General features: G+C 63.8%; 27 protein-coding genes. 16 read left to right on the top strand and 11 right to left on the bottom strand.

Features of this window, described 5'->3' with window-relative positions; all coding sequences use genetic code 11:
• Positions 1–11: 11 nt before the first annotated feature.
• The 13 genes from nuoI to BHE01S_RS32730 all read left to right on the top strand — a co-directional run bounded on the left by nuoI (position 12) and on the right by BHE01S_RS32730 (position 11,809).
• On the top strand, positions 12–500 hold the full coding sequence (gene nuoI / locus BHE01S_RS32790) for an NADH-quinone oxidoreductase subunit NuoI (protein WP_028210402.1): 489 nt from the start codon (positions 12–14) through the stop codon (positions 498–500).
• A 175-nt stretch (positions 501–675) separates the two neighbouring features.
• Positions 676–1,362 carry an NADH-quinone oxidoreductase subunit J gene (locus BHE01S_RS32785; protein WP_042271740.1) on the top strand — a complete coding sequence of 229 codons (687 nt, stop codon included), beginning with the start codon at positions 676–678 and terminating at the stop codon, positions 1,360–1,362.
• Between the two features lie 17 nt (positions 1,363–1,379).
• Positions 1,380–1,685 (top strand): NADH-quinone oxidoreductase subunit NuoK, encoded by a 306-nt coding sequence (gene nuoK / locus BHE01S_RS32780; RefSeq protein ID WP_006052894.1) that lies wholly within the window; start codon positions 1,380–1,382, stop codon positions 1,683–1,685.
• Positions 1,686–1,699: 14 nt separating this feature from the next.
• The gene (gene nuoL, locus BHE01S_RS32775) at positions 1,700–3,745 is read left to right on the top strand and encodes an NADH-quinone oxidoreductase subunit L (protein WP_042271733.1); all 2,046 of its coding nucleotides are present in this window, start codon (positions 1,700–1,702) and stop codon (positions 3,743–3,745) included.
• Between the two features lie 13 nt (positions 3,746–3,758).
• Complete coding sequence (locus BHE01S_RS32770; protein WP_042271730.1) at positions 3,759–5,258, top strand: NADH-quinone oxidoreductase subunit M; 1,500 nt, start codon at positions 3,759–3,761, stop codon at positions 5,256–5,258.
• A 25-nt stretch (positions 5,259–5,283) separates the two neighbouring features.
• Entirely contained in the window at positions 5,284–6,756 is a 1,473-nt protein-coding gene (gene nuoN, locus BHE01S_RS32765; protein WP_042271727.1) for an NADH-quinone oxidoreductase subunit NuoN, read from the top strand.
• Complete coding sequence (locus tag BHE01S_RS32760; protein WP_042271725.1) at positions 6,756–7,058, top strand: DUF2818 family protein; 303 nt, start codon at positions 6,756–6,758, stop codon at positions 7,056–7,058. Before nuoN ends, BHE01S_RS32760 begins: the two co-directional genes overlap by 1 nt.
• A 98-nt stretch (positions 7,059–7,156) precedes the next feature.
• Positions 7,157–7,747 carry an NUDIX domain-containing protein gene (locus BHE01S_RS32755; RefSeq protein ID WP_042271722.1) on the top strand — a complete coding sequence of 197 codons (591 nt, stop codon included), beginning with the start codon at positions 7,157–7,159 and terminating at the stop codon, positions 7,745–7,747.
• 230 nt (positions 7,748–7,977) lie between these two features.
• A complete protein-coding gene (locus BHE01S_RS32750) occupies positions 7,978–8,412 on the top strand; it encodes a DUF1178 family protein (protein WP_042271719.1) in 435 nt (144 codons plus the stop codon).
• 67 nt (positions 8,413–8,479) lie between these two features.
• Positions 8,480–9,676, top strand: coding sequence for an acyl-CoA dehydrogenase family protein (locus tag BHE01S_RS32745; protein WP_042271716.1), 1,197 nt, complete (start codon positions 8,480–8,482; stop codon positions 9,674–9,676).
• Positions 9,677–9,687: 11 nt separating this feature from the next.
• A complete protein-coding gene (locus BHE01S_RS32740) occupies positions 9,688–10,815 on the top strand; it encodes an acyl-CoA dehydrogenase family protein (protein ID WP_042271713.1) in 1,128 nt (375 codons plus the stop codon).
• A gap of 68 nt (positions 10,816–10,883) precedes the next feature.
• The gene (locus BHE01S_RS32735) at positions 10,884–11,342 is read left to right on the top strand and encodes a MaoC family dehydratase (protein ID WP_042271710.1); all 459 of its coding nucleotides are present in this window, start codon (positions 10,884–10,886) and stop codon (positions 11,340–11,342) included.
• A 14-nt stretch (positions 11,343–11,356) separates the two neighbouring features.
• On the top strand, positions 11,357–11,809 hold the full coding sequence (locus tag BHE01S_RS32730; protein ID WP_042271802.1) for a MaoC family dehydratase: 453 nt from the start codon (positions 11,357–11,359) through the stop codon (positions 11,807–11,809).
• Positions 11,810–11,892: 83 nt separating this feature from the next.
• Here the strand turns inward: BHE01S_RS32730 and BHE01S_RS32725 are convergent, their stop codons facing one another.
• From BHE01S_RS32725 to BHE01S_RS39955, 5 genes are all read right to left on the bottom strand, one after another.
• The gene (locus tag BHE01S_RS32725; protein ID WP_042271707.1) at positions 11,893–12,594 is read right to left on the bottom strand and encodes a glutathione binding-like protein; all 702 of its coding nucleotides are present in this window, start codon (positions 12,592–12,594) and stop codon (positions 11,893–11,895) included.
• Positions 12,595–12,740: 146 nt separating this feature from the next.
• The gene (locus BHE01S_RS32720; RefSeq protein ID WP_042271703.1) at positions 12,741–14,000 is read right to left on the bottom strand and encodes an acyl-CoA dehydrogenase family protein; all 1,260 of its coding nucleotides are present in this window, start codon (positions 13,998–14,000) and stop codon (positions 12,741–12,743) included.
• A 58-nt stretch (positions 14,001–14,058) separates the two neighbouring features.
• Positions 14,059–15,177, bottom strand: coding sequence for a phosphotransferase (locus BHE01S_RS32715; RefSeq protein ID WP_042271701.1), 1,119 nt, complete (start codon positions 15,175–15,177; stop codon positions 14,059–14,061).
• 51 nt (positions 15,178–15,228) lie between these two features.
• Positions 15,229–16,017, bottom strand: a complete 789-nt coding sequence (locus tag BHE01S_RS32710) for an oxepin-CoA hydrolase, alternative type (protein WP_042271697.1) — start codon at positions 16,015–16,017, stop codon at positions 15,229–15,231.
• Positions 16,014–16,406, bottom strand: a complete 393-nt coding sequence (locus BHE01S_RS39955; protein ID WP_084069513.1) for a 3-hydroxyacyl-CoA dehydrogenase NAD-binding domain-containing protein — start codon at positions 16,404–16,406, stop codon at positions 16,014–16,016. The genes BHE01S_RS32710 and BHE01S_RS39955 overlap by 4 nt, the downstream gene beginning before the upstream one ends.
• Before the next feature lie 108 nt (positions 16,407–16,514).
• Between BHE01S_RS39955 and BHE01S_RS32700 the strand changes: the two genes are divergently transcribed.
• Positions 16,515–17,156: a glutathione S-transferase family protein gene (locus BHE01S_RS32700; protein WP_042271692.1), complete on the top strand. Its 642-nt coding sequence runs from the start codon at positions 16,515–16,517 to the stop codon at positions 17,154–17,156.
• A gap of 81 nt (positions 17,157–17,237) precedes the next feature.
• Here BHE01S_RS32700 and BHE01S_RS32695 read toward each other — a convergent pair whose 3' ends face one another.
• Positions 17,238–18,428 carry a pyridoxal phosphate-dependent aminotransferase gene (locus BHE01S_RS32695; RefSeq protein ID WP_042271690.1) on the bottom strand — a complete coding sequence of 397 codons (1,191 nt, stop codon included), beginning with the start codon at positions 18,426–18,428 and terminating at the stop codon, positions 17,238–17,240.
• A 103-nt stretch (positions 18,429–18,531) separates the two neighbouring features.
• Positions 18,532–19,047 (bottom strand): putative toxin-antitoxin system toxin component, PIN family, encoded by a 516-nt coding sequence (locus tag BHE01S_RS32690; RefSeq protein WP_042271688.1) that lies wholly within the window; start codon positions 19,045–19,047, stop codon positions 18,532–18,534.
• 64 nt (positions 19,048–19,111) lie between these two features.
• Here BHE01S_RS32690 and yaaA point away from each other — a divergent pair, with 64 nt between their 5' ends.
• Together yaaA and BHE01S_RS32680 are read left to right on the top strand one after the other, a co-directional pair.
• Entirely contained in the window at positions 19,112–19,906 is a 795-nt protein-coding gene (gene yaaA / locus BHE01S_RS32685; protein ID WP_042271686.1) for a peroxide stress protein YaaA, read from the top strand.
• A gap of 29 nt (positions 19,907–19,935) precedes the next feature.
• Complete coding sequence (locus tag BHE01S_RS32680; protein ID WP_042271683.1) at positions 19,936–21,099, top strand: M14 family metallopeptidase; 1,164 nt, start codon at positions 19,936–19,938, stop codon at positions 21,097–21,099.
• 84 nt (positions 21,100–21,183) lie between these two features.
• Here the strand turns inward: BHE01S_RS32680 and BHE01S_RS32675 are convergent, their stop codons facing one another.
• The 4 genes from BHE01S_RS32675 to BHE01S_RS32660 form a co-directional block, all read right to left on the bottom strand.
• On the bottom strand, positions 21,184–21,852 hold the full coding sequence (locus BHE01S_RS32675; RefSeq protein ID WP_042271680.1) for a BspC domain-containing protein: 669 nt from the start codon (positions 21,850–21,852) through the stop codon (positions 21,184–21,186).
• 198 nt (positions 21,853–22,050) lie between these two features.
• Positions 22,051–22,725, bottom strand: a complete 675-nt coding sequence (locus tag BHE01S_RS32670; RefSeq protein WP_042271799.1) for an energy-coupling factor ABC transporter permease — start codon at positions 22,723–22,725, stop codon at positions 22,051–22,053.
• 10 nt (positions 22,726–22,735) lie between these two features.
• Positions 22,736–23,671 (bottom strand): helix-turn-helix transcriptional regulator, encoded by a 936-nt coding sequence (locus tag BHE01S_RS32665; RefSeq protein ID WP_063769118.1) that lies wholly within the window; start codon positions 23,669–23,671, stop codon positions 22,736–22,738.
• Between the two features lie 196 nt (positions 23,672–23,867).
• Positions 23,868–25,082: a DUF2863 family protein gene (locus BHE01S_RS32660; protein ID WP_042271677.1), complete on the bottom strand. Its 1,215-nt coding sequence runs from the start codon at positions 25,080–25,082 to the stop codon at positions 23,868–23,870.
• Positions 25,083–25,283 lie beyond the last annotated feature (201 nt).

Here is a 25,283-nt window from a genome sequence, read left to right as displayed (position 1 = left end):
CGAACACAACCATGAACGCTATCCAAAACTTCTTCAAGACGTTTTTCCTGACCGAGCTGCTCAAGGGGCTCGCGCTGACGGGGCGTTACACCTTCAAGCGCAAGTTCACGGTGCAGTTCCCGGAAGAAAAGACGCCTATGTCCCCGCGTTTTCGGGGTTTGCACGCGCTGCGCCGCTATGAAAATGGCGAAGAGCGCTGCATCGCGTGCAAGCTGTGCGAGGCCGTGTGCCCCGCGCTCGCGATCACGATCGAATCGGAAGTGCGCGAGGACAACACGCGCCGTACGACGCGTTACGACATCGACCTGACCAAGTGCATCTTCTGCGGTTTCTGCGAAGAGAGCTGCCCGGTCGACTCGATCGTCGAAACGCACATTCTCGAGTATCACGGCGAGAAGCGCGGCGACCTGTATTTCACGAAGGATATGCTGCTGGCCGTCGGCGATCGCTATGAAGCCCAGATCGCGGCGAACAAGGCAGCGGATGCACCGTACCGTTGATCTTTCAGTTTGACGCTGCATCGGCCCGCGGTCCGGGCCGGCTGTGGGGAGCGCGTGTGCCGGACGCACGCGCCATACCGCAGCCTGACCGCCGCGGCGCGACGCTCCCTGGTCTGGCCGCCAGTCTGCGCCGCGCAATCCGCCTCACGAAGGCCTCAACGATGAACCAGTAATCATGGAATTCACGACCGTCCTGTTCTACATCTTCGCGCTGCTGCTCACGCTGTCAGGGCTGAAGGTGATCACTTCGCGCAATCCTGTCGCGTCTGCGCTCTTCCTCGTGCTCGCGTTCTTCAACGCGGCCGCGATCTGGATGCTGCTCGAGGCCGAATTCCTCGCGATCCTGCTGGTGCTCGTCTACGTGGGCGCGGTGATGGTGCTGTTCCTGTTCGTGGTGATGATGCTGGACATCAACATCGACGTGCTGAGCCGCGACTTCAAGCGCTTCATCCCGGTGGCGACCATCGTGGGCGCGATCATCGTGGTCGAAACCGCGCTGATCCTGTGGCACGGCTACGGCGCGACGAGCACGCCGGTGCCCGACACCACGCCGGCCGCCGCCGCCGCGATCTCGAACGCACACCTGATCGGCAAGATCATCTACACCGACTACATCTTCGCCTTCGAAGTCGCCGGCCTCGTGCTGCTGGTGGCGATCGTCGCGGCCATCGCGCTCACGGTGCGCGAGCCGAAGGACTCGAAGCGCCAGAACGTGTCGAAGCAGGTCAGCGTGCGTCGCCAGGACCGCGTGCGCCTCGTGAAGATGCCGGCCGTCGTGGAAGTGCCACAGCCGCCGGAACCGGCGCAAGCCGAAGCCGGGGCTGCGCCCGCGGCGGGTGCCGCACCGGCAACCAAGAGCTAAGCGCGAAGGAGCGAACCATGCTGACACTGGCCCATTACCTCGTCCTCGGCGCGATCCTGTTTGCGATCTCGATCGTCGGAATCTTTTTGAATCGGCGCAACGTCATCATCATCCTGATGGCGATTGAGCTGATGCTGTTAGCGGTGAACACGAACTTTGTCGCGTTCTCGCATTACCTCGGTGACGTTCACGGACAGATTTTCGTGTTCTTCGTGCTTACAGTTGCGGCGGCGGAAGCTGCAATTGGTCTGGCTATTCTTGTGACCCTGTTCCGCAGCCTCGACACGATCAATGTCGAGGATCTCGATCAGCTCAAAGGCTAAGGCAGGCTGACTTTATGGCAACGACTCTCAACGAAACTCTGCTGCTGGCGATCCCGCTGGCTCCTCTCGCCGGTTCGCTCATCGCCGGTCTCTTTGGCAAAACGGTCGGGCGCGCGGGCGCGCATACGGTGACCATTCTCGGCGTCGCGATTGCGTTCGTGCTTTCGTGCATCACGCTCTTCGACGTGATGAACGGCGCGAGCTTCAACGCGACCGTGTACGAATGGATGTCGGTCGGCAACCTGAAGTTCGAAGTCGGTTTCCTCATCGACTCGCTGACTGCGCTCATGATGGTCGTCGTGACCTTCGTGTCCCTGATGGTGCACATCTACACGATCGGCTACATGGCGGAAGAAGAGGGCTACCAGCGCTTCTTCTCGTACATCGCGCTCTTCACGTTCTCGATGCTGATGCTCGTGATGAGCAACAACTTCCTGCAACTGTTCTTCGGCTGGGAAGCGGTGGGTCTCGTCTCGTACCTGCTGATCGGCTTCTACTTCAAGCGTGAAAGCGCCATCTACGCGAACATGAAGGCGTTCCTCGTGAACCGCGTGGGCGACTTCGGCTTCCTGCTCGGTATTGGCCTGTTGCTCGCGTTCGGCGGTTCGCTGAACTACAACGACATCTTCGCGAAGGGTCATGAAATCGCCGCGCTGACGTTCCCGGGCACCTCGTGGAACCTGCTCACCGTTGCGTGTATTTGCCTCTTCATCGGCGCGATGGGCAAGTCGGCACAGTTCCCGCTGCACGTGTGGCTGCCCGACTCGATGGAAGGCCCGACGCCGATCTCCGCACTGATTCACGCGGCAACCATGGTGACGGCCGGTATCTTCATGGTCGCGCGCATGTCGCCGCTGTTCGAACTCTCGGAAGCCGCGCTTTCGTTCATCGTCGTGATCGGCGCCATTACCGCGCTCTTCATGGGCTTCCTCGGCGTGGTCCAGAACGACATCAAGCGTGTGGTGGCTTACTCCACGCTCTCACAGCTCGGCTACATGACCGTGGCGCTCGGCGTCTCGGCTTACCCGGTCGCGATCTTCCACCTGATGACGCACGCGTTCTTCAAGGCGCTGCTGTTCCTCGGCGCGGGTTCGGTCATCATCGGCATGCACCACGATCAGGACATGCGCAACATGGGCGGCCTGCGCAAGTACATGCCCATCACGTGGATCACCTCGCTCGTCGGTTCGCTCGCGTTGATCGGCACGCCGTTCTTCTCGGGCTTCTACTCGAAGGACTCGATCATCGACGCCGTGAAGCTCTCGCACCTGCCGGGTTCGGGTTTCGCGTACTTCGCGGTGGTTGCCAGCGTGTTCGTCACGGCGCTGTACTCGTTCCGTATGTACTTCCTCGTGTTCCACGGCGAAGAGCGCTTCCGCGGTCCGAAGCACCCCGAGTCGCCGATGGCGATCGAAGCCGCTCACGGCGATCATGGCCACGGTCACGACGAACACCACGTGCACGTGCCGCACGAGTCGCCGTGGGTCATCTGGGTGCCGCTCGTTCTGCTCGCCATTCCCTCGGTGATCGCCGGTGCGATCGCGATCCAGCCGCTGCTCTTCGGTGACTTCTTCTCGCATGGCGTGGCGTTCCAGAACGTCATCTTCGTTGGCGAGAACCACGAAGCGCTCGTGGAGATGGGCAAGGAATTCCAGGGCTGGGCCGCGATGGGCGCGCATGCGTTCTCGGGTCTGCCGGTGTGGCTCGCACTCGCGGGCGTGGTGGTGGCGTGGTTCTTCTACATGAAGCGCCCGGAACTGCCCGCCGTTGTGTCGCGCACTTTCTCGCCGGTCTACAAGCTGCTGGCAAACGCGTATTACCTCGACAAGATCAACGAAATCGTCTTCGCTCGCGGAGCAGTCGCGATCGGTCGCGGTCTGTGGAAGGAGGGCGATGTCGTCGTGATCGACGGCGTCGTAAACGGGAGCGCCAAGTTTATCGGCTGGTTTGCAACTGTCATTCGTTTCCTGCAATCCGGCTATATCTACCACTACGCATTTGCCATGATCATTGGCATGCTTGGCCTCCTTACCCTGTTTGTAACGCTCAGCGGCAAATAAGGCGAGGAAACGCATGCACGCAACTCCGATTCTCAGTATTGCGATATGGATGCCGATCGTATTCGGCATCATCGTTCTTGTAGTGGGTTCCCGTCGGAACCCGAGTGCGGACCGCTGGCTCGCACTCATCGGTTCGGTGCTTAGTTTCCTCGTCACCCTTCCGCTCGTTGCGGGCTTCGATACGAGCACGGCTTCCCTGCAGTTCGAGGAGAAGTCGGTCTGGATCGAGCGGTTCAATATTGCGTATCACCTGGGCGTCGACGGCATCGCGATGTGGTTCGTCGTGCTGACGGCGCTCATCACCGTGATCGTCGTGATCGCGGGCTGGCAGGTCATCACGAAGAACGTCGCGCAGTATTACGCGTCGTTCCTCATCCTGTCGGGCATCATGATCGGCGTTTTCTGCGCCGCCGACGGCCTGCTGTTCTACGTGTTCTTCGAGGCCACGCTCATTCCGATGTACATCATCATCGGCGTGTGGGGCGGCCCGAACCGCGTGTACGCAGCGTTCAAGTTCTTTCTCTATACGCTGGCCGGCTCGCTGCTCATGCTGGTCGCGTTGCTGTATCTGTACCGCATTACCGGGACCTTCGACCTCGCCTCCTGGCAGGCCGCAAAGATCGCCATGACGCCGCAAATCCTGCTGTTCATCGCGTTCTTCTTCGCGTTCGCCGTCAAGGTGCCGATGTGGCCGGTCCACACGTGGTTGCCGGACGCACACGTCGAAGCGCCCACGGGCGGCTCGGTCGTGCTGGCCGCGATCATGCTCAAGCTCGGCGCGTACGGTTTCCTGCGCTTCTCGCTGCCGGTCACGCCGGACGCGAGTCACTACCTGGCGCCCGTCATCATCACGCTGTCGCTGATCGCCGTGATCTACATCGGCCTCGTGGCGATGGTGCAGTCGGACATGAAAAAGCTGGTCGCGTACTCGTCGATCGCCCACATGGGCTTCGTCACGCTCGGCTTCTTTATGTTCGGCCCGTCGAGCCAGCTCGCAATGGAAGGCGGGATCGTCCAGATGATCTCGCACGGTTTCGTCTCGGGCGCCATGTTCCTGTGCATCGGCGTGCTGTATGACCGCATGCACACCCGCGATATCGCGGATTACGGCGGTGTGGTCAACACCATGCCGAAGTTCGCGGCGCTGGTCATGCTGTTCGCGATGGCCAACTGCGGTCTGCCGGGCACCTCGGGATTCGTCGGCGAATTCATGGTGATTCTGGCGGCTGTGAAGTTCAACTTCTGGATCGCTTTCGGGGCGGCGTTCACGCTGATCCTGGGCGCGGCCTATACGTTGTGGATGTACAAGCGGGTGTACTTCGGCGCCGTCGCGAACGACCACGTTCGCGAGCTGAAGGACATCAACTGTCGCGAATACTTCATTCTCGGGGTGCTCGCGCTGTTTACGCTTTTCATGGGCGTCTACCCGAAGCCCTTTACCGATGTGATGCACGTTTCCGTGGAAAACCTCCTCTCCCACGTCGCAGTGTCGAAACTGCCGCTGTCACAGTAATACCCGAGCGGAGGAACAAAAGATCATGCCAAACGCCCCTATGTACGCTCTGCTGCCCGACGGCCTGGTGATGACCGGCCTCGTCGTCGCGTGGCTCAACGACACGTTCACCGGTCCTGAAGGCCGGCGCACGACCTACTTCATCGCGCTGCTGACCACCGTCATAGCCGGTATCTGGTTCGCGGTGGACGCGTTCGATCCGCACGTGTACTACTACTTCACGCGCATGTACGTGATCGATCCGTTCGCGAGCGCCATGAAGGCGGTGGTCACGCTCGGCTACGCCGTGTCGATCGTGTACTCGCGCAAGTATCTCGAAGACCGCGACATGTTCCGGGGCGAGTTCTTCCTGCTTGGCCTGTTCTCGCTGCTCGGCCAGATCACGATGATCTCGGGCAACAACTTCCTCACGCTGTACCTCGGCCTCGAGCTGATGTCGCTCTCGCTCTACGCGGTGATCGCGCTGCGTCGTAACGCGACGCAGTCGAATGAAGCGGCCATGAAGTACTACGTGCTGGGTGCGCTCGCTTCGGGCTTCCTGCTCTACGGTATCTCGATGCTGTACGGCGCGACCGGCTCGCTCGAGCTGAACGAAGTGTTCAAGGCCGTGGCTTCGGGCCATATCAACGATATCGTCCTGCTGTTCGGCGTGGTGTTCATCGTCGCCGGCGTGGCGTTCAAGATGGGCGCGGTGCCGTTCCACATGTGGGTGCCCGACGTCTACCAGGGCGCGCCTACGGCCATGACGCTGCTGACCGGCGGCGGCCCGAAGGTCGCGGCATTCGCGTGGGCCGTGCGCTTTCTCGTGATGGGCCTGCTGCCGCTGGCAGTGGACTGGCAGGAGATGCTGATCATCCTCGCGGCACTCTCGATGATCGTCGGCAACATCACCGGTATCGTCCAGCGCAACATCAAGCGCATGCTCGCGTACTCGGCCATTTCGAACATGGGCTTCGTGCTGCTCGGCCTGCTTGCCGGTATCGTCGACAACAAGGCGACGGGCGCGGCCAGCGCATACAGCTCGGCCATGTTCTACAGCATCGTCTATCTGATCACGACGCTCGGCGCGTTCGGCATCGTCATGCTGCTGTCCCGCCGCGATTTCGAAGCGGAAACGATCGACGACTTCAAGGGCCTGAACCAGCGCAATCCGGTGTTCGCGTTCGTCATGATGCTCATGATGTTCTCGCTCGCGGGCATTCCGCCGACCGTCGGCTTCTACGCGAAGCTCGCCGTGCTCGAAGCGACCATGAACGCGGGCCTCACGTGGCTTGCCGTGCTCGCCGTGATCACGTCGCTGTTCGGCGCGTTCTACTACCTGCGTATCGTCAAGCTGATGTACTTCGACGCACCGCAGGACGACGCCCCGATCGAGGGCCACGCCTGCAACCGCGCGCTGCTCACGCTCAACGGCGTGGCGGTGCTCGTGCTGGGCATCATTCCTGGCCCGCTGATGTCGATCTGCCTGCAGGCTGTCACGCATACGCTGCCGCTCTAATGTCGGCAGCGGGCTGGTTCATCGTGCTGTTGGCGCTCGCGGGCGCCAACCTGCCGTTCCTCAACCAGCGATTGTTCGGCGTCGTGCCGCTTCGCGCACCGAAGAAGAGTGCGTGGATTCGCATCGCTGAAATGATCGTGCTGTATTTTGTGGTCGGTGCGTTCGGCTTCCTGCTGGAGGCGCGCGCCGGCAACCGCTTTGACCAGGGCTGGCAGTTCTACGCGATCACCTTCAGCCTTTTTGTCGTGTTCGCGTTTCCCGGCTTCACCTGGCAATATCTCGTCAAACGCCGCCCGGCGTGACGCGCGTGCCGGCCTGCGGGCGGCACGCGCCGTGCGATCTCACTATCTGCGGCGCGCCCGCGGCTTCCCGATTTTCCTGAGCACCCACGAGGCTGACTATGGCTGAACATCATCGACACGACCCGGCGCTCGCCGAGACGTGTGTGGAAAGCACGACGCTCTACGCGGGCAATTTCCTTACCCTGAAGCGCGATACCGTTGCGCTGCCGGACGGCAAGCACGCCACGCGCGAATTCGTTCAGCATCCCGGCGCGGTGATGGTGATCCCGCTGTTCGACGACGGCCGCGTGCTGATGGAGCGCCAGTACCGCTATCCGCTCTCGCGCGTGATGACGGAATTCCCCGCAGGCAAGCTCGATCCACAGGAGGGCGCGCTCGCCTGCGCAATTCGCGAACTGAAGGAGGAGACGGGCTATACGGCGCGCGAGTATGTCTACCTTGCGCAGATCCATCCCGTGATTTCGTACTCGACTGAGTTCATCGATATTTACCTCGCACGTGGCCTGACCGCGGGTGCGGCACAACTCGACGACGGCGAATTTCTCGAAACCTTCACGGCGACGGTTCCCGAACTGCTCGAATGGGTGCGCACGGCCAAGATCACCGACGTGAAGACGATCATCGGCACGTTCTGGCTCGAAAAGGCGTTATCGGGCGCGTGGCCGCTCGCGAAGGCAGAGCAGAGCTGATACACCGCGCAGTAGCAGCTCCCGAACAACGGCGGCCCCTGTGGCCGCCGTTGTCGCGTCCAGGTGCGCCCGACGCAAACATGCCTCGAAGCGCCTTCAGCGCGCCCTCCCGAGCGGCGCTACAATCGAACCCCCGGGAAAGTCCCCGGTGGCTGGCCGCAGGAATTTTTTCGAACGGTCGTTCACAAATTTACGATTTGCGCTAAACTCATTGTAAGCCTCGATTCCCCATGAAGGTCCTCGATTTACAGTGTCCAGACGGCCATCGGTTTGAAGGCTGGTTCGCATCGGTTGACGACTTCGAGTCGCAACTGTCTCGCAAGCTGGTCGAATGTCCGATGTGCGGCGCCACCCATGTGACCCGCTTGCCGTCCGCGCCCCGGTTGAACCTGTCCGGCGCGAGCGAGACGCCGAAAGCGTCGTCGCACGAGCAGGCGGCCCAATGGCAAGCCCATGCGATGCGTGTAATCCGCGAGGTCCTCGAGAAGACGGAGAACGTAGGCGACCGTTTCGCCGAGGAGGCGCGGCGCATTCACTACAACGAAGCGCCGTCGCGCAACATCCGCGGAGTGGCTTCTGCGGACGATGCGCAAGCTCTCGTCGAAGAAGGCATCGATGTGATGCCGCTGCCGGTTCCGGCCGCGTTGAAGGGTCCGCTGCAGTAACGCCATGCGGGTCTTCGCCGCGGCGCGGGGAACGCTCCGCACCGGCCGCGGCCAGGAGACATAGTGCATGGATCTGGACTACACCCCCGCTGACGACGCATTTCGCGCCGAAATCCGCGCCTGGCTCGAGGCCAATCTGCCTCAAGCGATGCGCGACAAGGTTCTCAACCACAAACGTCTCTCGCGCGACGACATCGCCAACTGGCACAAGCTGCTGGGCAAGAAGGGCTGGTCGGCGCCTGCGTGGCCCGCGGAGTGGGGCGGCCCGGGCTGGACCGAAGCGCAGCGCCATATCTGGGACGCCGAATGCGGCCGCATCGGCGCGCCGCCGGTACTGCCGTTCGGCGTGTCGATGGTCGCGCCCGTGCTCATGAAGTACGGCAACGAGGCGCAGAAGCGCCGCTATCTCCCGCGCATTCTTTCCGGTGAAGACTGGTGGTGCCAGGGCTATTCCGAGCCGGGCTCGGGATCCGACCTCGCGTCGTTGCGCACGCGCGCAGTTCGGGAAGGCGATCATTACGTCGTGAACGGCCAGAAGACCTGGACCACGCTCGGCCAGCACGCCGACATGATGTTCTGCCTCGTGCGCACCGATCCCGCGGCGAAGAAACAGGAAGGCATCTCGTTTCTCCTCATCGACATGAAGACGCCCGGCATCACCGTGCGTCCGATCATCACGCTCGATGAAGACCATGAGGTCAACGAAGTATTTTTCGAAGACGTGAAGGTGCCGGTCGAAAATCTCGTCGGCGACGAGAACCGTGGCTGGACTTACGCGAAGTATCTGCTCGGCCACGAGCGTACGGGCATCGCGCGCGTGGGCGCGTCGAACCGCGAACTCGCCTTCCTCAAGGGCGTTGCGCTCAGGCAGAAGAAGCACGGCAGGCCGCTGCTCGAAGATCCCGTCTTCGCGGCACGCGTGGCGGCCGTCGAAATCGAGCTCATGGCGCTCGAAGTGACCGCCGAGCGCGTGATCGCGAGCGCGTCCAACGGACGCGGCCCCGGTCCCGAAGCATCGATGCTCAAGATCAAGGGTACGGAGATCCAGCAGGCGCTGACCGAGCTGATGGTCGACGCGGTCGGCCCGCTCGCGGCGCCGTTCGATCCGGCCTTCCTCGAGGGCGAGCACGACCACGCGGCAGGCGGTGACGACGACGCGGCCCCGCTCGCGGCGTACTACTTCAACTATCGCAAGACGTCGATCTACGGCGGGTCGAACGAAATTCAGAAGAACATCATCTCGCAGATGATTCTGGGGATTTGAGGAGCGGCGCAATGAACTTCAATTTCACCGAAGAGCAACAGCAACTCGCCGACGCGCTGCGTCGTTATCTCGACAGGAACTACGGCTTCGAAGCGCGCCAGGCGATCGTGAAGACGCCCGCTGGCGTTTCGGATCAGCACTGGAACGCTTTCGTCGAGCTGGGACTGACCGCGCTGCCGGTGCCGTCGGAGCAAGGCGGCTTCGACGGCGCGCCATTCGACATGCTCGTCGTCATGCAGGAGCTGGGACGCGCGCTGGTGGTCGAGCCGTATTGGTCGACCGCGGTAGGCGTCGAGGCGCTCAAGCTCGCGGGCGGTGCGGCCGAACCGGAAAACGCGGCGCTGCTCGAACGCGTGGCCTCGGGCGAGATCAAGCTCGCTGCCGCGTTCCACGAGCCGCAATCGCGCTACGATCTGTTTTCGCTGGAAACGCAGGCGAAGGAAACGGGCGACGGCTTTGCGCTCACCGGCACGAAATCGGTCGTGCAGCATGGCGCCCAGGCCGGCTACTGGATCGTGCCGGCGCGCTTCGGGGGCGAGGTCGCGCTCTTCGTCGTCGCGCGCGATGCGAAGGGTGTCGAAGTGAGCGATTACCGCACGATCGATGGCCAGCGCGCTGCGACGCTGACCTTCAAGGAAGCGCACGCGCGCCGTCTTGGCGACGCGCACGCCGGCGCGGCAACGTGGGAGAAGATTGCCGACTACGCGACGTTCCTGCTGTGCGCGGAAGCCGTGGGCGCCATGGACGCGCTGAACCACGCCACGGTCGAATACGCGAAGACGCGTCAACAGTTCGGCGTGCCGATCGCGCGCTTTCAGGCGCTGCAGCACCGCATGGCAGAGATGCTGATCCACGCCGAGCAGGCCCGCTCGCTCACTTACCTCGCCGCCGCGCGTTACAGTAGCGAGTCGGCCGAAGCGCGGCGCCGCGCGATCTCGGCAGCGAAGGTGCGCGTGGGACAGGCGGCGCGTTTCATCGGCCAGCAGGCCGTGCAGTTGCACGGCGGCATGGGCGTCACCAACGAAGTGGCGGCCGCGCATCTGTTCAAGCGTCTTGCGATCATCGAAACGACGCTCGGCGATGTCGATCATCACCTCGAACGCTTCGCTTCGCTGCCCGGTTTCGCGCAGGCCGCGTAACTGGCGGCAGCAGGCAATAACAAGGTAACAGCAAGGTAACAGCAGGGCAACAGCGGCGGAGAATACGGATGGGCGTGAGTTACGAAGACCTCGAAGTGGGCAAGCGCTATGTGATCGGTTCCCACACGTTCAAGCGCGACGAAGTGGTGCATTTTGCAGAGCAGTTCGATCCGCAGCCGTTTCACATGAGCGAGGCGGGCGGCGAGGCGTCGATGTTCGGCGGGCTCGTCGCGAGCGGCTGGCATACCTGCTCGGTCATGATGGGCATGCTGGTGCGCAACTTTCTCGAGGACTCGACCTCGATGGGCTCGCCCGGCGTCGACGAAATCCGCTGGCTCAAGCCCACGCGCGTGGGCGATACGCTGACGATGACAAACGTCGTCCTGAGCAAGCGCGTCTCTGCGAGCAGGCCAGATCGCGGCATCGTCGAAACGCAGTGGGAAGGACACAACCAGCACGGCGAACTGATCGTGGTCGTGCGTTCGAAGGCGCTCTTCGGCCTTCGCCATCCAGGGAGCGCATCGTGAGTGAAGGCGACGTCATGCAGATTGCCGACGCGGCGGCGTTGCGTGCGCTGATCGGCGCGGGGCCGCTCGTGAGCGGCTGGCGCGAGGTGAGCGAGGCGGACGTGCACGGTTTTGCCGATGCCACGGGCGACCACCAGTGGATCCACATCGATACCGAACGTGCGCGCCGCGAGTCGCCGTTCGGCGGCCCGATTGCGCACGGCTTTCTTACGCTTTCGCTGATTCCCGTGCTGCTCGGGACAACGCTGCACATGCGTCAGCGCATGGGCGTGAACTACGGGCTCAACCGCGTGCGCTTCACGCAGCCCGTACCCGTGGGCGCGAAGGTGCGCGCGCGTATCGCCGTGAAAGAAGTGAGCGACGTGGAAGGCGGCGGCGTGCAGGTCGTGTGGGATGTGAGCATCGAGCGTGAGGGCGGCGAGCGGCCCGCGTGCGTGGCCGAGTTCATCACCCGGCATTATTTCTAAAGTTGTTGAGTGATCAGCGAAAAGGGGCGCCCCGCTGCAAGGCGGGCGCCCCTTTGGTTTCGCGCGGGCTTCAGCGCGGCGGGTTAGTGCCTCGCGTACTGCGTCGCGCCGAACAACATCTCTTTCGCCTTGTCGTCCATGAGCGGCTTGCGCACATTGGCGAGTACCTCCACGCCGCGCTTGACCGCCGGCCGTGCGGCGATCGTTTCGTGCCAGCGTTTCACATTGGGCAGCGAATCGAGATCGATGCCCTGGTTTTGCCAGGAGCGCGTCCACGGGAAGGCCGCGATATCCGCGATGGTGTACTCGTCGCCGGCCAGATACTCGGTCTTGTCCAACTGCGTTTCCATCACGTTGTAGAGCCGTTTCGCTTCGTTCGTGTAGCGGTTGACCGCATACTCGATCTTCTCGGGCGCGTAGATGCGGAAGTGGTGCGCCTGGCCGAGCATGGGGCCGAGGCCGCCCATCTGGAACATCACCCATTGCAGCACGTCGTAGCGCGCCGCGAGGTCCTCAGGCATGAAGCGGCCGGTTTTCGCGGCGAGATAGATCAGGATCGCGCCCGATTCGAACAGCGAGAACGGCCGGCCGTCGGCGCGGCGCGGGCCTTCGGAATCGGTAATGGCGGGAATCTTGTTGTTCGGGCTGATGGCGAGGAATTCGGGCTTGAACTGGTCGCCCGCACCGATATCGACCGGATGCACCCGGTATTCGAGGCCGGTTTCCTCGAGCATGATATGGACTTTGTGACCGTTCGGCGTGGCCCAGCTGTAGACGTCGATCATCGTGGCTCCTTGGCACCCTGAAAGAAAGCGCCGCGAAAGTCTGGATAATCTTCCGCGACGCCCGATCTGGCGCAAATTAGCATAGATCGGCGCCGCTCGCAGAGGGCGCAAGAGCGCCCCTGCTCCGCTTGTGGACTTACGCGGACCTACGAGCGCGTGACCGGCATCTCCACGCGCGAGGCCGCGTCCGCGTCCAGATAACGCGCGAGTTCGAGCTTGGCGATGGCGTTGCGGTGCACCTCGTCGGGGCCGTCCGCGAAGCGCAGCGTGCGTGCCGAAGCGTACGAGTACGCCAGCGGGAAGTCGCCGCTCACGCCCGCCGCGCCGTGCACCTGCATGGCCCAGTCGATCACCTGGCAGGCCATGTTCGGCGCCACCACCTTGATCATGGCGATTTCGCCGCGCGCGCCCTTGTTGCCGACCGTGTCCATCATGTACGCGGTCTTGAGCGTGAGCAGGCGGGCCTGTTCGATCATGCAGCGCGCTTCGGCAATGCGCTCCTGCGTGACGGTTTGCTGGGCGAGCGCCTTGCCGAACGCCACCCGCGAGAGGGCGCGCTTCGCCATGCATTCGAGCGCGCGTTCCGCGAGGCCAATCAGACGCATGCAGTGATGGATGCGCCCCGGCCCGAGCCGCCCTTGCGCGAGCTCGAACCCGCGGCCTTCGCCAAGCAAAATGTTCGAAGCGGGCACGCGCACATTTTCGAGCGTGATCTCCATATGGCCGTGCGGCGCGTCGTCGTAGCCGAACACGGTGAGCGGGCGGCGCACGGTGATGCCGGCCGTATCCGGGGGCACGAGGATCATCGACTGCTGAGCATGGCGCGGCGCATCGGGGTCGGTCTTGCCCATCAGGATGTAGATCGCGCAGCGCGGGTCGCCCGCGCCCGACGACCACCATTTCGTGCCGTTGATCACGTAGTCGTCGCCGTCGCGCTCGATGCGCGTCTGGATGTTCGTCGCGTCCGACGAGGCCACATCGGGCTCGGTCATCAGGAAGGCGGAGCGGATCTGGCCTGCCAGCAGCGGCGCGAGCCATTGCTGCTTGTGCGCCTCGCTGCCGTAGCGCTCGATGGTTTCCATGTTGCCGGTGTCGGGCGCGCTGCAGTTGAACACTTCAGGCGCCCAGTGCACGCGGCCCATGATTTCGCACAGCGGCGCGTATTCGAGATTCGTGAGGCCCGCGCCGCGTTCGGAGGCGGGCAGGAACAGGTTCCACAGCCCGGCCGCGCGCGCCTTCTCCTTCAACTGCTCGACGATCTCCGTGGGGACCCACGCGTTGCCATTCGCACGATTGCGCTCGACTTCCTCGTGAAAGACAGCTTCGTTCGGGTAAATGTGTTCGTCGAAGAATGCGAGCAGCTTCTCGCGCAGCGCCTGTACTTTCGGGGAGTAATCGAAATTCATCGGTGACCTCGCAATGCGATGCAGTGACAGTGAAAAGTAAGTCGTTCCCAAACGCGTTTCAGCGCACCTTCTGCGCGTAGCGCCAGGCGAGCTCCGCCATGGGCTTCGCGCGGCGGCCTGCGTCGGTGGCCTGCGCGCTCGCGGCTGTACCGTCCACCACGCGTTTCATGATGCCCTGCAGGATCGCAGCGATCCGGAACATGTTGTACGCGAGATAGAAGTTCCAGTCGCCGCGAATCTCGAGGCCGGTGCGCTCGCAATAGCGCGCGATGTACTGCGCCTCGTCGGGAATGCCGAGCGTCTGCCAGTCGAGCCCGGCAATGCCGCGAAACTGCGCGGGATCGACGTGCCAGGCCATGCAGTGATACGAGAAGTCGGCGAGCGGGTCGCCGAGCGTGGAGAGCTCCCAGTCGAGCACGGCCAGCACGCGCGGCTCGCTCGGGTGAAAAATCAGGTTGTCGAGGCGGTAGTCGCCATGCACGACCGATACGCGCGAGCCCGCATCGTCGGGCATGTGTTGCGGCAGCCATTCGATCAGGCGATGCATGGCGTCGATGCGCTCCGTTTCCGAAGCCTGATACTGGCGGCTCCAGCGATCGATCTGGCGTGCGAAATAATTGCCTGGCTTGCCGTAGCCGGCGAGGCCCACGGCGTCGGGCTTCACGTTGTGGAGCGCGGCGATCACACGGTTCATCTCGTCGTATGTCGCGCCGCGTTGCTCGCGCGTCATGCCGGGCAGCGACTGGTCCCAGAGCACACGCCCCTCGACGAACTCCATCACGTAGAACGCGCGGCCGATCACCGCTTCGTCGTCGCAGAGCGCGAGCATTTTCGCGACCGGGACGTCGGTTGCGGCGAGCGCGTCCATCACGCGGTATTCGCGCTCGATCGCGTGCGCGGACGGCAGCAGCTTCGCCTTGGGCCCCGGCTTCGCACGCATCACATAGGCGCGGCCGGGCGTGACGAGCTTGAACGTCGGGTTCGACTGGCCGCCGGCGAACTGCTCGAGCGTGAGGGGACCTTTGAAGCCTTTCACGTGAACGGTGAGCCAGGCACTCAGCGCCTCGGTGTCGAAGCGCTGGCGCTCGGCAACCGGACGCGTGCCTTCGAACGCCGAGTAGTCGGGGCGCGTTTGCGCGCGGTTTTTAGTGTCTCCATCCGGGGTGGCTTGCGCCATATTCGTCTCCCTTCTCCTGATTCTCCTGCGGGCCGCCGCGTCTCAGCCGCGTTACTTGTAGACAGGGGCGCGTTTTTCGAGGAACGCGGTAATGCCTTCGAGGCCGTCGCGGTGATGCAGCGACGCGACGAAACTGTCGCGTTCCGCAGTGAGCTGGGCTTCGAGCGGTTGGGTGTCCGCGACGTTCGTCAAACCCTTGATGCGTGCGACCGAATTCGGCGAGATCTTCGCGAGTTCGTCGACCCAGGCAAGCGCCGTATCGAGTGCCGTCTGCGGCTTCGCGAGCCGGTTCACGACGCCCAGTTCCGCGAGCCGCGCCGCGCCGATCGGCTTGCCTTCCACCATCAACTCGAACGCGAGCGAGCGCGGCAGCGCGCGCGCGAGGAACCACGAGCCGCCGCCGTCGGGCGTCAGACCCACGCGCGAATAGGCCATGACGAACTTCGCATCGTCGGCGGCGACGAGCAGGTCGGCGGCGAGCGCGAGCGAGAAGCCCGCGCCGGCGGCCGCGCCTTCCACGGCGGCGATGATCGGCTTGCTCGACTGGCGCATCGCGGTGACCCAGGCGGCGAGCATATCGATGCTGGCGGCCTGTACCGATGGGTCCTTCGCGCGGTTTTCGAGCAGGCGGTTGAGGTTGCCGCCTGCGCAGAAGAAATGGTCGGCGCCCGTGAGGACGATCGCGCGCAACGAAGGGTCGCGCTCGGCGGCGTCGAAGGCTTCGATGGCGGCGGCGTACATGTCGGGATGCAGCGCGTTGCGTGCGCCGGGGTTCGACAGCGTGAGGACGAGTGTCGATTCGTGGCCTTGCGGGCGGGTGCTGCGGAGTTCGGCGCTCATTGCGGTGCCTCGTTCGATGCGTTGATGTCTGCGGTGTCTGTTTGCGTCGGTGAAAGGCCGGGCTGCACACGGCGCGCGAGCCACGACGACGGGCGATAGCGCGCGTCGCCGGGCACAGTGCGGATATTGCGCACGATCGTGAGGATCGTGCGCGCGCCGCTCACGCGTTCGAGCGCGGCGATGGCGGCAGGCTCGCCGAGCTTGCCTTTTGCCGCGAGTTTCGGGAAGGTGTCGGCGAGATAGTCGCGCGCGGCGGCGAGCGCGTGCGGATTCGTGTCGAAGAGGTGCGCCGCGAGGCCAGCCTGCGCCGCCATCCGGGCGATACCGCGGTCCATTGCACTCACGCCGACCACGCCGATTGTCTCAATATTGAAATGATGTGAACTCATTGGAAGCTTGGTTCCATGATTGGCCTAGAATAGCACGGTCGTACAATTTCATGAAAATGGTTCGGCGGTTCCGATAAGGGAGCTGCCGCTCTCAAGGAGGCAACGAGGATGATCAAGCTGCACGGTTTCGCGCTTTCGAATTACTACAACAAGGTCAAGCTTCTGCTGCTCGAGCACGGCATCGCGTTCGAGGAGGTGCCGAACAGGCTGCCGCTCGAAGAGGCGGTGCTCGCGCAGTCGCCGGGCGGCAAGGTGCCGTTCATCGAAACGGAGCAGGGCGCATTGTGCGAATCGGAAGTGATCGTCGAGTATCTGGCGGCGCGCTTTCCGGAGAAGCGCATTTTCGCGGCGGATCCGTGGCAGGCAGCGAAGGAGCGCGAGCTCATCGTCTTCATCGAAACGCATCTGGAGTTGAACGCGCGCGAGCTTTACGGCGAAGCGTTCTTCGGCGGCAAGGCGACCGACGAGGTCAAGGCGACCATGGAAAAGCGGCTGCGCCGCTACGTGGCGGCCTTCAGGCGGATCGCGAAGTTCGCGCCTTATGTAGCGGGCGCGCAGTTCGGCGTGGCCGATGCGGCGGCGTTCGTGAGCCTGCCGCTCGTGGGCCGCGCGACGCAGGCGGTCTACGGCAGCGATTTTCTCGCTGAAGCGGGCATCGACTGGAAGTCGTATATCAAGCTGATCGGTGAACGCCCGACAGCCCAGCGCGTCAACGCCGACCGCAAGGCGTATATCGAGGCGAACGCGTAAGCGCTGCGGCGTTTTGCACAGCCTGGCGCGCGATGATCGGGAACGCGCTGCCGTTCGCGGATTCATCGCGCGCGCACGACGTCAGAGCCGCGCGAGCCGCTCGAGCGCGGTCGCGAGCGTGCTTTCCTGCTTGGCAAAGCAAAAGCGGACGACGCCCGATTCGTGCGCCTCGTGATAGAACGCCGACACCGGAATGGCGGCTACGCCGATCTCGGTTGTGAGCCACTTCGAGAATTCCGCTTCGGGCAGATCGCTGATCGCCGAATAGTCCACGCACTGGAAGTAGGTGCCTTCGCACGGCAGCAGCTTGAAGCGCGTGTTGGCGAGTCCTGCGCGGAAGAAGTCGCGCTTGTTCTGGTAGAACGCGGGCAGTTCCAGATAAGGCTTCGGATCGCGCAGATAGTGCGCGAGGCCGAACTGCATCGGCGTGTTCACGGTGAACACGTTGAACTGGTGCACCTTGCGGAATTCTGCCGTGAGCGGCGCGGGCGCGGCGACATAGCCCACCTTCCAGCCCGTCACGTGATAGGTCTTGCCGAAGCTCGACACGATGAAGCTGCGCGCGGCGAGTTCTGGATAGCGCGCCACGCTCTCGTGCGGCTGGCCGTCGTAGACCATGTGCTCGTAGACCTCGTCGGAGAGGATCAGCACGTTGGTGCCGCGCACGATCTCCTCGAGTTTCTGCATGTCCTCGGCGCGCCACACCGTACCCGTGGGGTTGTGCGGCGTGTTGATGAGGATGAGGCGCGTTTTCGGCGTGATGGCCGCGGCGAGGCGGTCGAACGGGATCGCGTAGTCGGGCGCTTCGAGCGTCACGAACACGGGCTTGCCGCCCGCCAGTTCGATCGACGGTAAATAGCTGTCGTAGGTCGGCTCGACCACGATCACTTCGTCGCCCGCGTGCACGGTCGCGAGAATCGCCGTGAGGAGCGCCTGCGTGGCCCCGGCCGTCACCGTGATCTCGCTATTGGCGTCGTAGCGGCGGCCGTACACGTGCTCGATCTTGTCTGCGATCGCCTCGCGCAGCGCGGCGATGCCCGCCATCGGCGGGTACTGGTTGTGGCCCTCTCGCATGGCTTGTGCGACGGCGTCGACGACGCGCGGGTCGCAATCGAAGTCGGGAAAGCCCTGGCCCAGGTTGACCGCACCCTTTTCGGCGGCGAGCGCGCTCATCACGGTGAAGATCGTCGTGCCCACGTTCGGCAGACGCGAAGGAAAAGAGGGCGTGAGCAGGGTGTCTTGCGAATTCTGCGTGGGATGCGGTGCATTCATGTCGCGGGCGGAAGTCGGACGTTGGGACGGCAAAGGTTGATTGTAGGCAAATCGGCGCGGGTGCGGTTGCCGGGCCGGGCGCGAGCGCCGTGACGCAAGGACATCAGGCCTGCGTTGCTTGAGCAGCGTTTTGCACACATTCGGCGACGAAGGCATCGGGCGTTGCGATGCGAAAGCCGAAGTCGCGCGCCACGCGCTTCGCGAGCCTGAGCACAGCGCGGTCCTTCGAGACGAGCCACTGTGCACCGCTCGCGCGCGCCAGTTCCAGAAACTTCTGGTCATCGCGGTCGCGGCATTGGGGCAGGGGCCGCGCGTCGGGGGCAAGCTCGGGTAGCTCGATCAGTTCGACGAGCCCGACGTGCGCGGCGAGCGCATGGGCTTTCGCAACGCCGCGGCCAGCGAACTGAGGATAGTCGAGCACGTAAGCCAACTCGGCCTGGCAGCGTGCGTCGATCAGCGCCTGGATCGTGCCGCGCTCGAGCGCCTCGCGAATGGGGCGCGTGTGCGGGTCGTCGAACACGAGGATATCGAGCCAGACGTTCGAGTCGAGAACGACGGGGAGCGCGCGAGCGGCGGCGGGCGAGAGGGAAGCTGCGGTCGGGGGCGTGAGGCCGGTCATTCGTGAATTCGCTACAATCGGGCTTTCGCCTTTGAACATCGGCACATCGTGCCTGCAAGCCTCTATGATAATCGTTCTGTCGCCGGCCAAATCGCTCGACTATGACACGCCGGCGCACATCGAAACCCACACCATCCCCGATTTCGTCGACGACGCAGCCGAGCTGATCGCGGGCCTGCGCCGCCTCTCGCCGCAGCAGATCGGTTCGCTCATGAGCATTTCCGACCCGCTCGCGCGTCTGAATTTCCAGCGCTATGCCAACTGGTCGAAGCAGTTCAGCGAGGCCAACGCGAAGCAGGCTGTGCTCGCGTTCAACGGCGATGTCTACGAAGGCTTCGACGCCAAGTCGCTCTCGTCGGCGGATCTCGACTTTGCGCAACAGCATGTGCGTGTGCTCTCCGGGCTATATGGCCTGCTGCGTCCGCTCGACCTGCTGCAGCCTTATCGCCTCGAAATGGGCACGCGTTTCGAAAACGCGCGCGGCAAGGATCTCTACGCGTTTTGGGGCGAGCGCATCACGCACGCGATCAATGCGCAGATCGAGCACAACCACGCAAAAGCGGCGAAGGGCGCGCGCGTGGTGGTGAACTGCGCGTCGAACGAGTACTTCAAGGCCGTGAAGCCGAAGAAGCTCGCCGCGCCTGTGATCACGCCGGTATTCGAAGACTGGAAGGGCGGGCGCTACAAGATCATCAGCTTCCACGCGAAGCGCGCGCGCGGCTTGATGGCGCGTTACGCCGTCGAGAACCGCGTTGCCGAGCCCGAAGTGCTCAAGGCGTTCGACGTGGAAGGCTACGCGTTCGATGCGGATGCATCGAACGATTCGACCTATGTATTTCGTCGGCGCATCGCCGAATAAGTGAACAAGCCAGCGGGAAGGAAAACACCATGACGATTGCCATCTCCAGCCAGTTCGATGCGGGCGCGATCGAGGTTCTGTCGTGCGAGCGCGCCGACGACATCCGTCTGCGCGTGCGAGCGGACAACCAGTCCGAATTTGCGCAATGGTTCTACTTCCGCGTCTCGGGCGTGCGCGGCGAGCGTTGCGTGATGACGTTCGAGAACGCGTCGGCCTGCGCGTTTCCCGAGGGCTGGCGCGACTACCAGGCCGCGGCGAGCTACGATCGCGTGAACTGGTTCCGCGTGCCGACCTCCTATGACGGGAAGGAACTCGTCATCGACCACACGCCCGACTTCGACAGCATCTACTACGCGTACTTCGAGCCGTATAGCGAAGAGCGTCACGCTGAGTTCCTTGGCGCGCTTCAGCAACTGCCGCATGCCACGCTCACGGAACTCGGGCAAAGCGTGGAAGGCCGGCCCATGTCGCTGCTCTCGCTCGGTATGCCGGGCGACACTGCGCCTGACGGCAAGCCCAGGAAGACGGTCTGGATCATCGCGCGCCAGCATCCGGGCGAGAGCATGGCCGAGTGGTTCGTCGAGGGGCTGGTCAAGCGGCTCGCCGGGTGGGGCGACTGGGCGGGCGATCCGGTCGCGCGCAAGCTGTACGAGCGCGCCGTGTTCCATATCGTGCCGAACATGAATCCGGACGGCAGCGTGCACGGAAATTTGCGCACCAACGCCGTGGGCGCGAACCTGAACCGCGAGTGGATGGGGCCCGACGCGCAGCGCAGCCCCGAAGTGCTGGTCGTGCGCGATGCGATCGAAGCCACGGGCGTCGATCTCTTCTTCGACATCCACGGCGACGAGACGCTGCCCTATGTGTTCGTGGCCGGCTCGGAAATGCTGCCGGGCTTCACCGATCAGCAACGCGCGGAGCAGAAGGCGTTCATCGAGGCGTTCAAGGTGGCGAGCCCCGACTTCCAGGATCAGCACGGCTACGAGGCGAGCCGCTACCGCGAAGACGCGCTCAAGCTCGCATCAAAGTACATCGGCCATCGGTATGGCTGCCTGTCGCTCACGCTCGAGATGCCGTTCAAGGACAACGCCAATCTGCCGGACGAACGCGTCGGCTGGAACGGCGAGCGTAGCGCCGCGCTCGGGGCTGCGATGCTGCAGGCCATCCTGCATCACGTGGAGGCGTTTGCGTAACACGCGCCTTCGCCATGCGGACATGAAAAAGGGGGGAACGGCCAAGCCGTTTGCCCCTTTTTCACATCGGGAATACCGCCGGGTTTAGTTGGCCGTTGTTTTCTTTTTTGAAGTCGTTTTCTTCGCAGTGGATTTCGTCGTCGATTTGCTGGACGACTTCGTGCTGCTCGTCGACGACTTGTGGCTCGACTTGCTCGCGGGCGCTTTCTTCGAGCCCTTGCCCGTGGCCTTCCTGGTCGAATGCTTGCCCTTTGCATGGGCGCTGCCCGACGCCGTGCCGCGCTCGCTGCGTGCGTGCGCCGGCGGGACCGGGTCGTTCCAGCTGAACGCGAGCATCTGCTGCCCGACATAGCCGCAGCGAAACTTCAGATCGTAGGGCGAGTTGCCGCTCTCTTTGGGAATGCCGATGCCGTCGACTGTCACGATCGTATCGACCTTCACGCGCTGCTTGCCTTCGTCGAACGAGTCGTTCCAGGGCGTCACGCTCGCGTGCGCGCTGTCGAACGAACTGGGCGGGAACTCGACGTGATCGAGCGCCGCAGACGTGCTTGCGACGAAGTCGCCATGCGCCGCGCAGTCCGCGACCAGCGGGTCCGCGTGCATCTGCGTGACGAACTGATTGACGAGATTGTTGTGTTGATCGAGTTGATCTGCCTGCGCGGCTGGCGCGGCGATGAGCATGAGGCTCGCGGCGCACGCCGCCAGTTGACCGGCTACGAACAACAGCCGGCGGGATGCATGGTTGCAGTCCATCTGCTTGCTAGGGATGAGGGGTGAGACGTCAGGCACCGTAAGATGCTGCACAGCCGGGTCGAGTTCAATCCGGAAACAATTATTTTCTTCTGCCTGAGCGCTGGAATCGGCGCAAGCGCTGCTGCGTGTGCGCCGAAGGCCGCTCGCGACGTGTCGTCGCGCCCGTCGTCACGTTGCTGGCGGTGTATGGGGCAGCGCTCAGGTTCGCGGGCCGCCCAGGCGATAGCGACGCACGTCGTAGGTGGTGACCCAGGCCGGCCGGTAGACGGCGATCAGCGCCGTTGCCATGCCTGTGAACCAGGCTTCGCCCGAAGCTAGCAGAAATACGCTGAATGCATAACCTGCGGGCACGGTGATCGCCGATCCGCCGTTGAGGGCGACATGAGCGCCGAGCGCGAGATAGGCCGCCGCCGAAACCGCGATGGCCGGCGACACGAAACCCTGGCCGACGATGAACATGAAGAGGTTGCGCGGCAGCCACGCGGTGCAGGCGCGCTGCAACAGCGCCGAAATCGCGACAGGGAAGGCGCCGAATATGAGGAAGGTGAGGGCGACGCCTTCCCAGGGGGCGTCGAAGACAAGCGCAGCGAGCCCGACGACGACGCCCATGGCGACGAGCGCGAGCCCCCAGTCGAATAGCGTGACCACGAGCGTGGCGCCGAGCAGGTGCAGCACGGTGCCGTCTTCGAGCCACGCGTTGCTTGCCCACAGCACGGAGATCGCGACGACGATCGCAAGCCACACGTGCTGGAGCGTCGCGTCCTGCAGACGCCTGAAGGGATTCTTCCATAGCGCGAGCGCGAGCAGCCCCACGGTGACAACCCAGGCACCGACTGCAACCCAGAGCGGAAGCGGCGTAAATAGGAACCCCATGTGCTTCATATTACTCGTTGGAAGGCAAGCCGTGTGCGCGGGCGAGCACCTGGGCTTCCTCGTCCGCGCTCTCGCTGGCCTCGCCGACTTCGACGGGGCGTATCTGCTGCGCCGCGGCGGCGTCGCCATAAGGCGTTACCGGCTCCGCGGCGAGGGACACCGGAGCCGCACTGTCGCCTGACAGCAACGGATAGCGATGCGCCATACCGTCGCGCGCGCGTAATGGCACCGGGCCGTGCTCGCCGTGCCTCGGCTTCGCCGCCCGCTCGCATTGCGCGCGCAGCACCTGCAGCTGGTTCGCGAGCAATCCGTTGTAGATCGCGACGGCCGCCGCGCGATTGGGTGCGCCGAGTTGCTGAAAGATGCTTGTCAGATGGACTTTCACCGTGCCCTCGCTGATGCCAAGCGCTCTCGCGATCATCTTGTTTGTATTGCCCATATGGACGCAGCGCAGGATCTGCTCCTGTCGTGGCGACAGGTTGACCTTGGGACGCGCCTTGCGAGCCTGTGCGGCGGCCTTGGCGTCGCGCCGGGGCGGCAGGGGCCACGGCGTGCACGGACCGAGCACGTCGGCCGGCAGATGATCGCCGCCGAGCATGATGAGTTCCAGAAACTTTACGATCAGGATGGAGTCCGTGGTGCGACGGATGATGCCGCGGGCGCCTTCGTTGAGGAGCGCGCGTACGGAAGTGGGTGTCTCGGCGCTGTCAACCAGTACGGCGACAGGCAGGCTGCGGTGCCGCATGACGAAGTGGCGCAGTTCGCCGGCGTGGATGCCGTCGTGCCAGTCGATCACAATGAGGTTGGGGGTGAAACGCTGCAAGGCGCGCTCAGCGCTGCGCCAGTCCGGCGCATCGTTGAAGCGTGCGCGGCGCTCGATTTGTCTTAACAGCGCCTTGAGCCCTTCGCGCCTTTCGGCGTCCGGATTGAGTACAACGAACCGCATGGATATGCCCTCCTCTCGTTGACGGCCTCTCGAAATGTTGTGAAACGCGCGCCGCTTCTGAGCGGCGTTGAACCAGACCAACGGCACCATGATGACAAAAAGGTTGAGCGCTGGCGGCCTGTCCAAAGGGCATAAGACATAGGGCAAAAAAAAGTCCCGCACACAGGCGGGACCGGGTAGGAATTTGGGCGTTGTCCTAGTGGAAGTGTGGCTGTACGGGCTCAGCATCTTCTGGCATTTCGGCGTGAACGATCTCGCCGAGCGGATCCGCATAGAGCGGCACGCCGCAGTCATCGCAATATTCCGGCTCGAAGCGGCCAGCGTGACGACGGATGTCGGTGATGCCCGATTCTTTCAGCAGCGCAACGATCTCTTCGAGCGGGCCGCTGCTGACACTCTCTTCGGTTGGTTCTTCGTCGATGTCGGCGTCGCCGTTCTCGCGGCCATAGAGCGGCCAGACCACGCCATACAGCACGTCATTGCTGCCGCGCTTCGTGAAGCCGATGCGATATTCGTCGATACGGCGCTCGCCGAAGCCAGCGACGACGGCGCGCAAGTCCTGAGCGCCCGCGCCGATCGTGTCGAGCAGATAGCGCACGGCGGTGCGGATCGTGTGCGGGCGCACGCGCTCGTCGGCATCGCGGCACGCGGAGTAGTAGGCGTCCGGCAGCAGGCATTCGAACTCGCAGCCCGGCATGACGACGGCAAGGTTGGCGCCGCCCTGGGTGGCCCATTGCTCCAGGCACTGACCGCGCTCGATGCGCGAGCCATGCTCCTCTTCCTGCCAGCGGAAGAGCGGGGCGCCAACGGGCGCTGCGACGACGGCGAGCAGGAAACGCGGATCGGCCAGGATCGGCGACGTTTCCGGCAGTTCGCCCGCGCTGATTTTCGCCTGCGCGCCGCTCAGCGCCGCCTGCGTAAGCTGTTGTGCGAGGCGCCAGGTTTCAACATGGTGGCGCGGCAACTGGTCGATGCTATAGAGATAGGGGGCCATCGCCACACGCGTGCCGTTCGCCAGCACATGGGCCTGAAGATGGGTGCGCAGGGCGTCGGCCCCGTCGGTCTTCAGCGGGCCCGAAGGGATGACATAGCGCGTCCAGGCCAGCACTGGCGCGGCGACGAGCAGCGCCTCGTATTGCGCGCCCTCGTGCTCGACGATGAACGACTCGCTGTGCGTCTCCGCCATGTCGGCGAGCGCGCCGTAGGCGTCCGGATGATTCTGCTGCAGATGATCGAGCGCGGCGTCGAGCGTAGTCTGATTGCCGTTGCGCACGACCTTCGCTAGCAGCGTGTCGAGCTTCGCCTCCCAGAAGCGGTCTTCGGTGCGGCTGCCCGAGGCGAACAGGGCGAGCGAGAGGCCGACGAGCTTGTCGGCGTCAGGAGGAAGGCGTTTGGCGATTCGCGAGCGCATAAATCTGTGAGTTGGGGTGCAGAGAACCCCATATTCTAGTCGGTTCCGTGCGCGCCATCGGATTGGGCAGCAGGAGCGCGCCGGATGGGGCCGTGCGCGATGCGGTATCGCCGTTGCGGGGGAAGCCGGAAGGCATCGGCCGGAAGCACTATGGCGATTGCTATATGGGGCAGGCGAGCCGTGTTCAGCCCGACTTCGTGA

The organism is Paraburkholderia heleia NBRC 101817 (genome assembly GCF_000739775.1).
In the GTDB taxonomy this organism is placed as follows: domain Bacteria; phylum Pseudomonadota; class Gammaproteobacteria; order Burkholderiales; family Burkholderiaceae; genus Paraburkholderia; species Paraburkholderia heleia.
The sequence above is the reverse complement of the archived record's forward strand: the minus strand, read 5'-3'. Positions and strand labels throughout refer to the sequence as shown.

Coding starts and splice junctions, on each gene's coding strand:
- nuoN (WP_042271727.1), top strand. CDS start 5,284: ATGCCAAACGCCCCTATGTACGCTCTGCTGCCCGACGGCCTGGTGATG.
- BHE01S_RS32750 (WP_042271719.1), top strand. CDS start 7,978: ATGAAGGTCCTCGATTTACAGTGTCCAGACGGCCATCGGTTTGAAGGC.
- BHE01S_RS32745 (WP_042271716.1), top strand. CDS start 8,480: ATGGATCTGGACTACACCCCCGCTGACGACGCATTTCGCGCCGAAATC.
- BHE01S_RS32675 (WP_042271680.1), bottom strand. CDS start 21,852: ATGGACTGCAACCATGCATCCCGCCGGCTGTTGTTCGTAGCCGGTCAA.
- BHE01S_RS32670 (WP_042271799.1), bottom strand. CDS start 22,725: ATGGGGTTCCTATTTACGCCGCTTCCGCTCTGGGTTGCAGTCGGTGCC.
- BHE01S_RS32725 (WP_042271707.1), bottom strand. CDS start 12,594: ATGATCGACGTCTACAGCTGGGCCACGCCGAACGGTCACAAAGTCCAT.
- BHE01S_RS32700 (WP_042271692.1), top strand. CDS start 16,515: ATGATCAAGCTGCACGGTTTCGCGCTTTCGAATTACTACAACAAGGTC.
- BHE01S_RS32785 (WP_042271740.1), top strand. CDS start 676: ATGGAATTCACGACCGTCCTGTTCTACATCTTCGCGCTGCTGCTCACG.
- BHE01S_RS32770 (WP_042271730.1), top strand. CDS start 3,759: ATGCACGCAACTCCGATTCTCAGTATTGCGATATGGATGCCGATCGTA.
- BHE01S_RS32695 (WP_042271690.1), bottom strand. CDS start 18,428: ATGAATGCACCGCATCCCACGCAGAATTCGCAAGACACCCTGCTCACG.
- nuoL (WP_042271733.1), top strand. CDS start 1,700: ATGGCAACGACTCTCAACGAAACTCTGCTGCTGGCGATCCCGCTGGCT.
- BHE01S_RS32660 (WP_042271677.1), bottom strand. CDS start 25,082: ATGCGCTCGCGAATCGCCAAACGCCTTCCTCCTGACGCCGACAAGCTC.
- BHE01S_RS32710 (WP_042271697.1), bottom strand. CDS start 16,017: ATGAGCGCCGAACTCCGCAGCACCCGCCCGCAAGGCCACGAATCGACA.
- BHE01S_RS32690 (WP_042271688.1), bottom strand. CDS start 19,047: ATGACCGGCCTCACGCCCCCGACCGCAGCTTCCCTCTCGCCCGCCGCC.
- BHE01S_RS39955 (WP_084069513.1), bottom strand. CDS start 16,406: ATGAGTTCACATCATTTCAATATTGAGACAATCGGCGTGGTCGGCGTG.
- BHE01S_RS32735 (WP_042271710.1), top strand. CDS start 10,884: ATGGGCGTGAGTTACGAAGACCTCGAAGTGGGCAAGCGCTATGTGATC.
- BHE01S_RS32680 (WP_042271683.1), top strand. CDS start 19,936: ATGACGATTGCCATCTCCAGCCAGTTCGATGCGGGCGCGATCGAGGTT.
- BHE01S_RS32665 (WP_063769118.1), bottom strand. CDS start 23,671: ATGCGGTTCGTTGTACTCAATCCGGACGCCGAAAGGCGCGAAGGGCTC.
- BHE01S_RS32760 (WP_042271725.1), top strand. CDS start 6,756: ATGTCGGCAGCGGGCTGGTTCATCGTGCTGTTGGCGCTCGCGGGCGCC.
- BHE01S_RS32730 (WP_042271802.1), top strand. CDS start 11,357: ATGCAGATTGCCGACGCGGCGGCGTTGCGTGCGCTGATCGGCGCGGGG.
- BHE01S_RS32740 (WP_042271713.1), top strand. CDS start 9,688: ATGAACTTCAATTTCACCGAAGAGCAACAGCAACTCGCCGACGCGCTG.
- yaaA (WP_042271686.1), top strand. CDS start 19,112: ATGATAATCGTTCTGTCGCCGGCCAAATCGCTCGACTATGACACGCCG.
- nuoI (WP_028210402.1), top strand. CDS start 12: ATGAACGCTATCCAAAACTTCTTCAAGACGTTTTTCCTGACCGAGCTG.
- BHE01S_RS32720 (WP_042271703.1), bottom strand. CDS start 14,000: ATGAATTTCGATTACTCCCCGAAAGTACAGGCGCTGCGCGAGAAGCTG.
- BHE01S_RS32755 (WP_042271722.1), top strand. CDS start 7,157: ATGGCTGAACATCATCGACACGACCCGGCGCTCGCCGAGACGTGTGTG.
- nuoK (WP_006052894.1), top strand. CDS start 1,380: ATGCTGACACTGGCCCATTACCTCGTCCTCGGCGCGATCCTGTTTGCG.
- BHE01S_RS32715 (WP_042271701.1), bottom strand. CDS start 15,177: ATGGCGCAAGCCACCCCGGATGGAGACACTAAAAACCGCGCGCAAACG.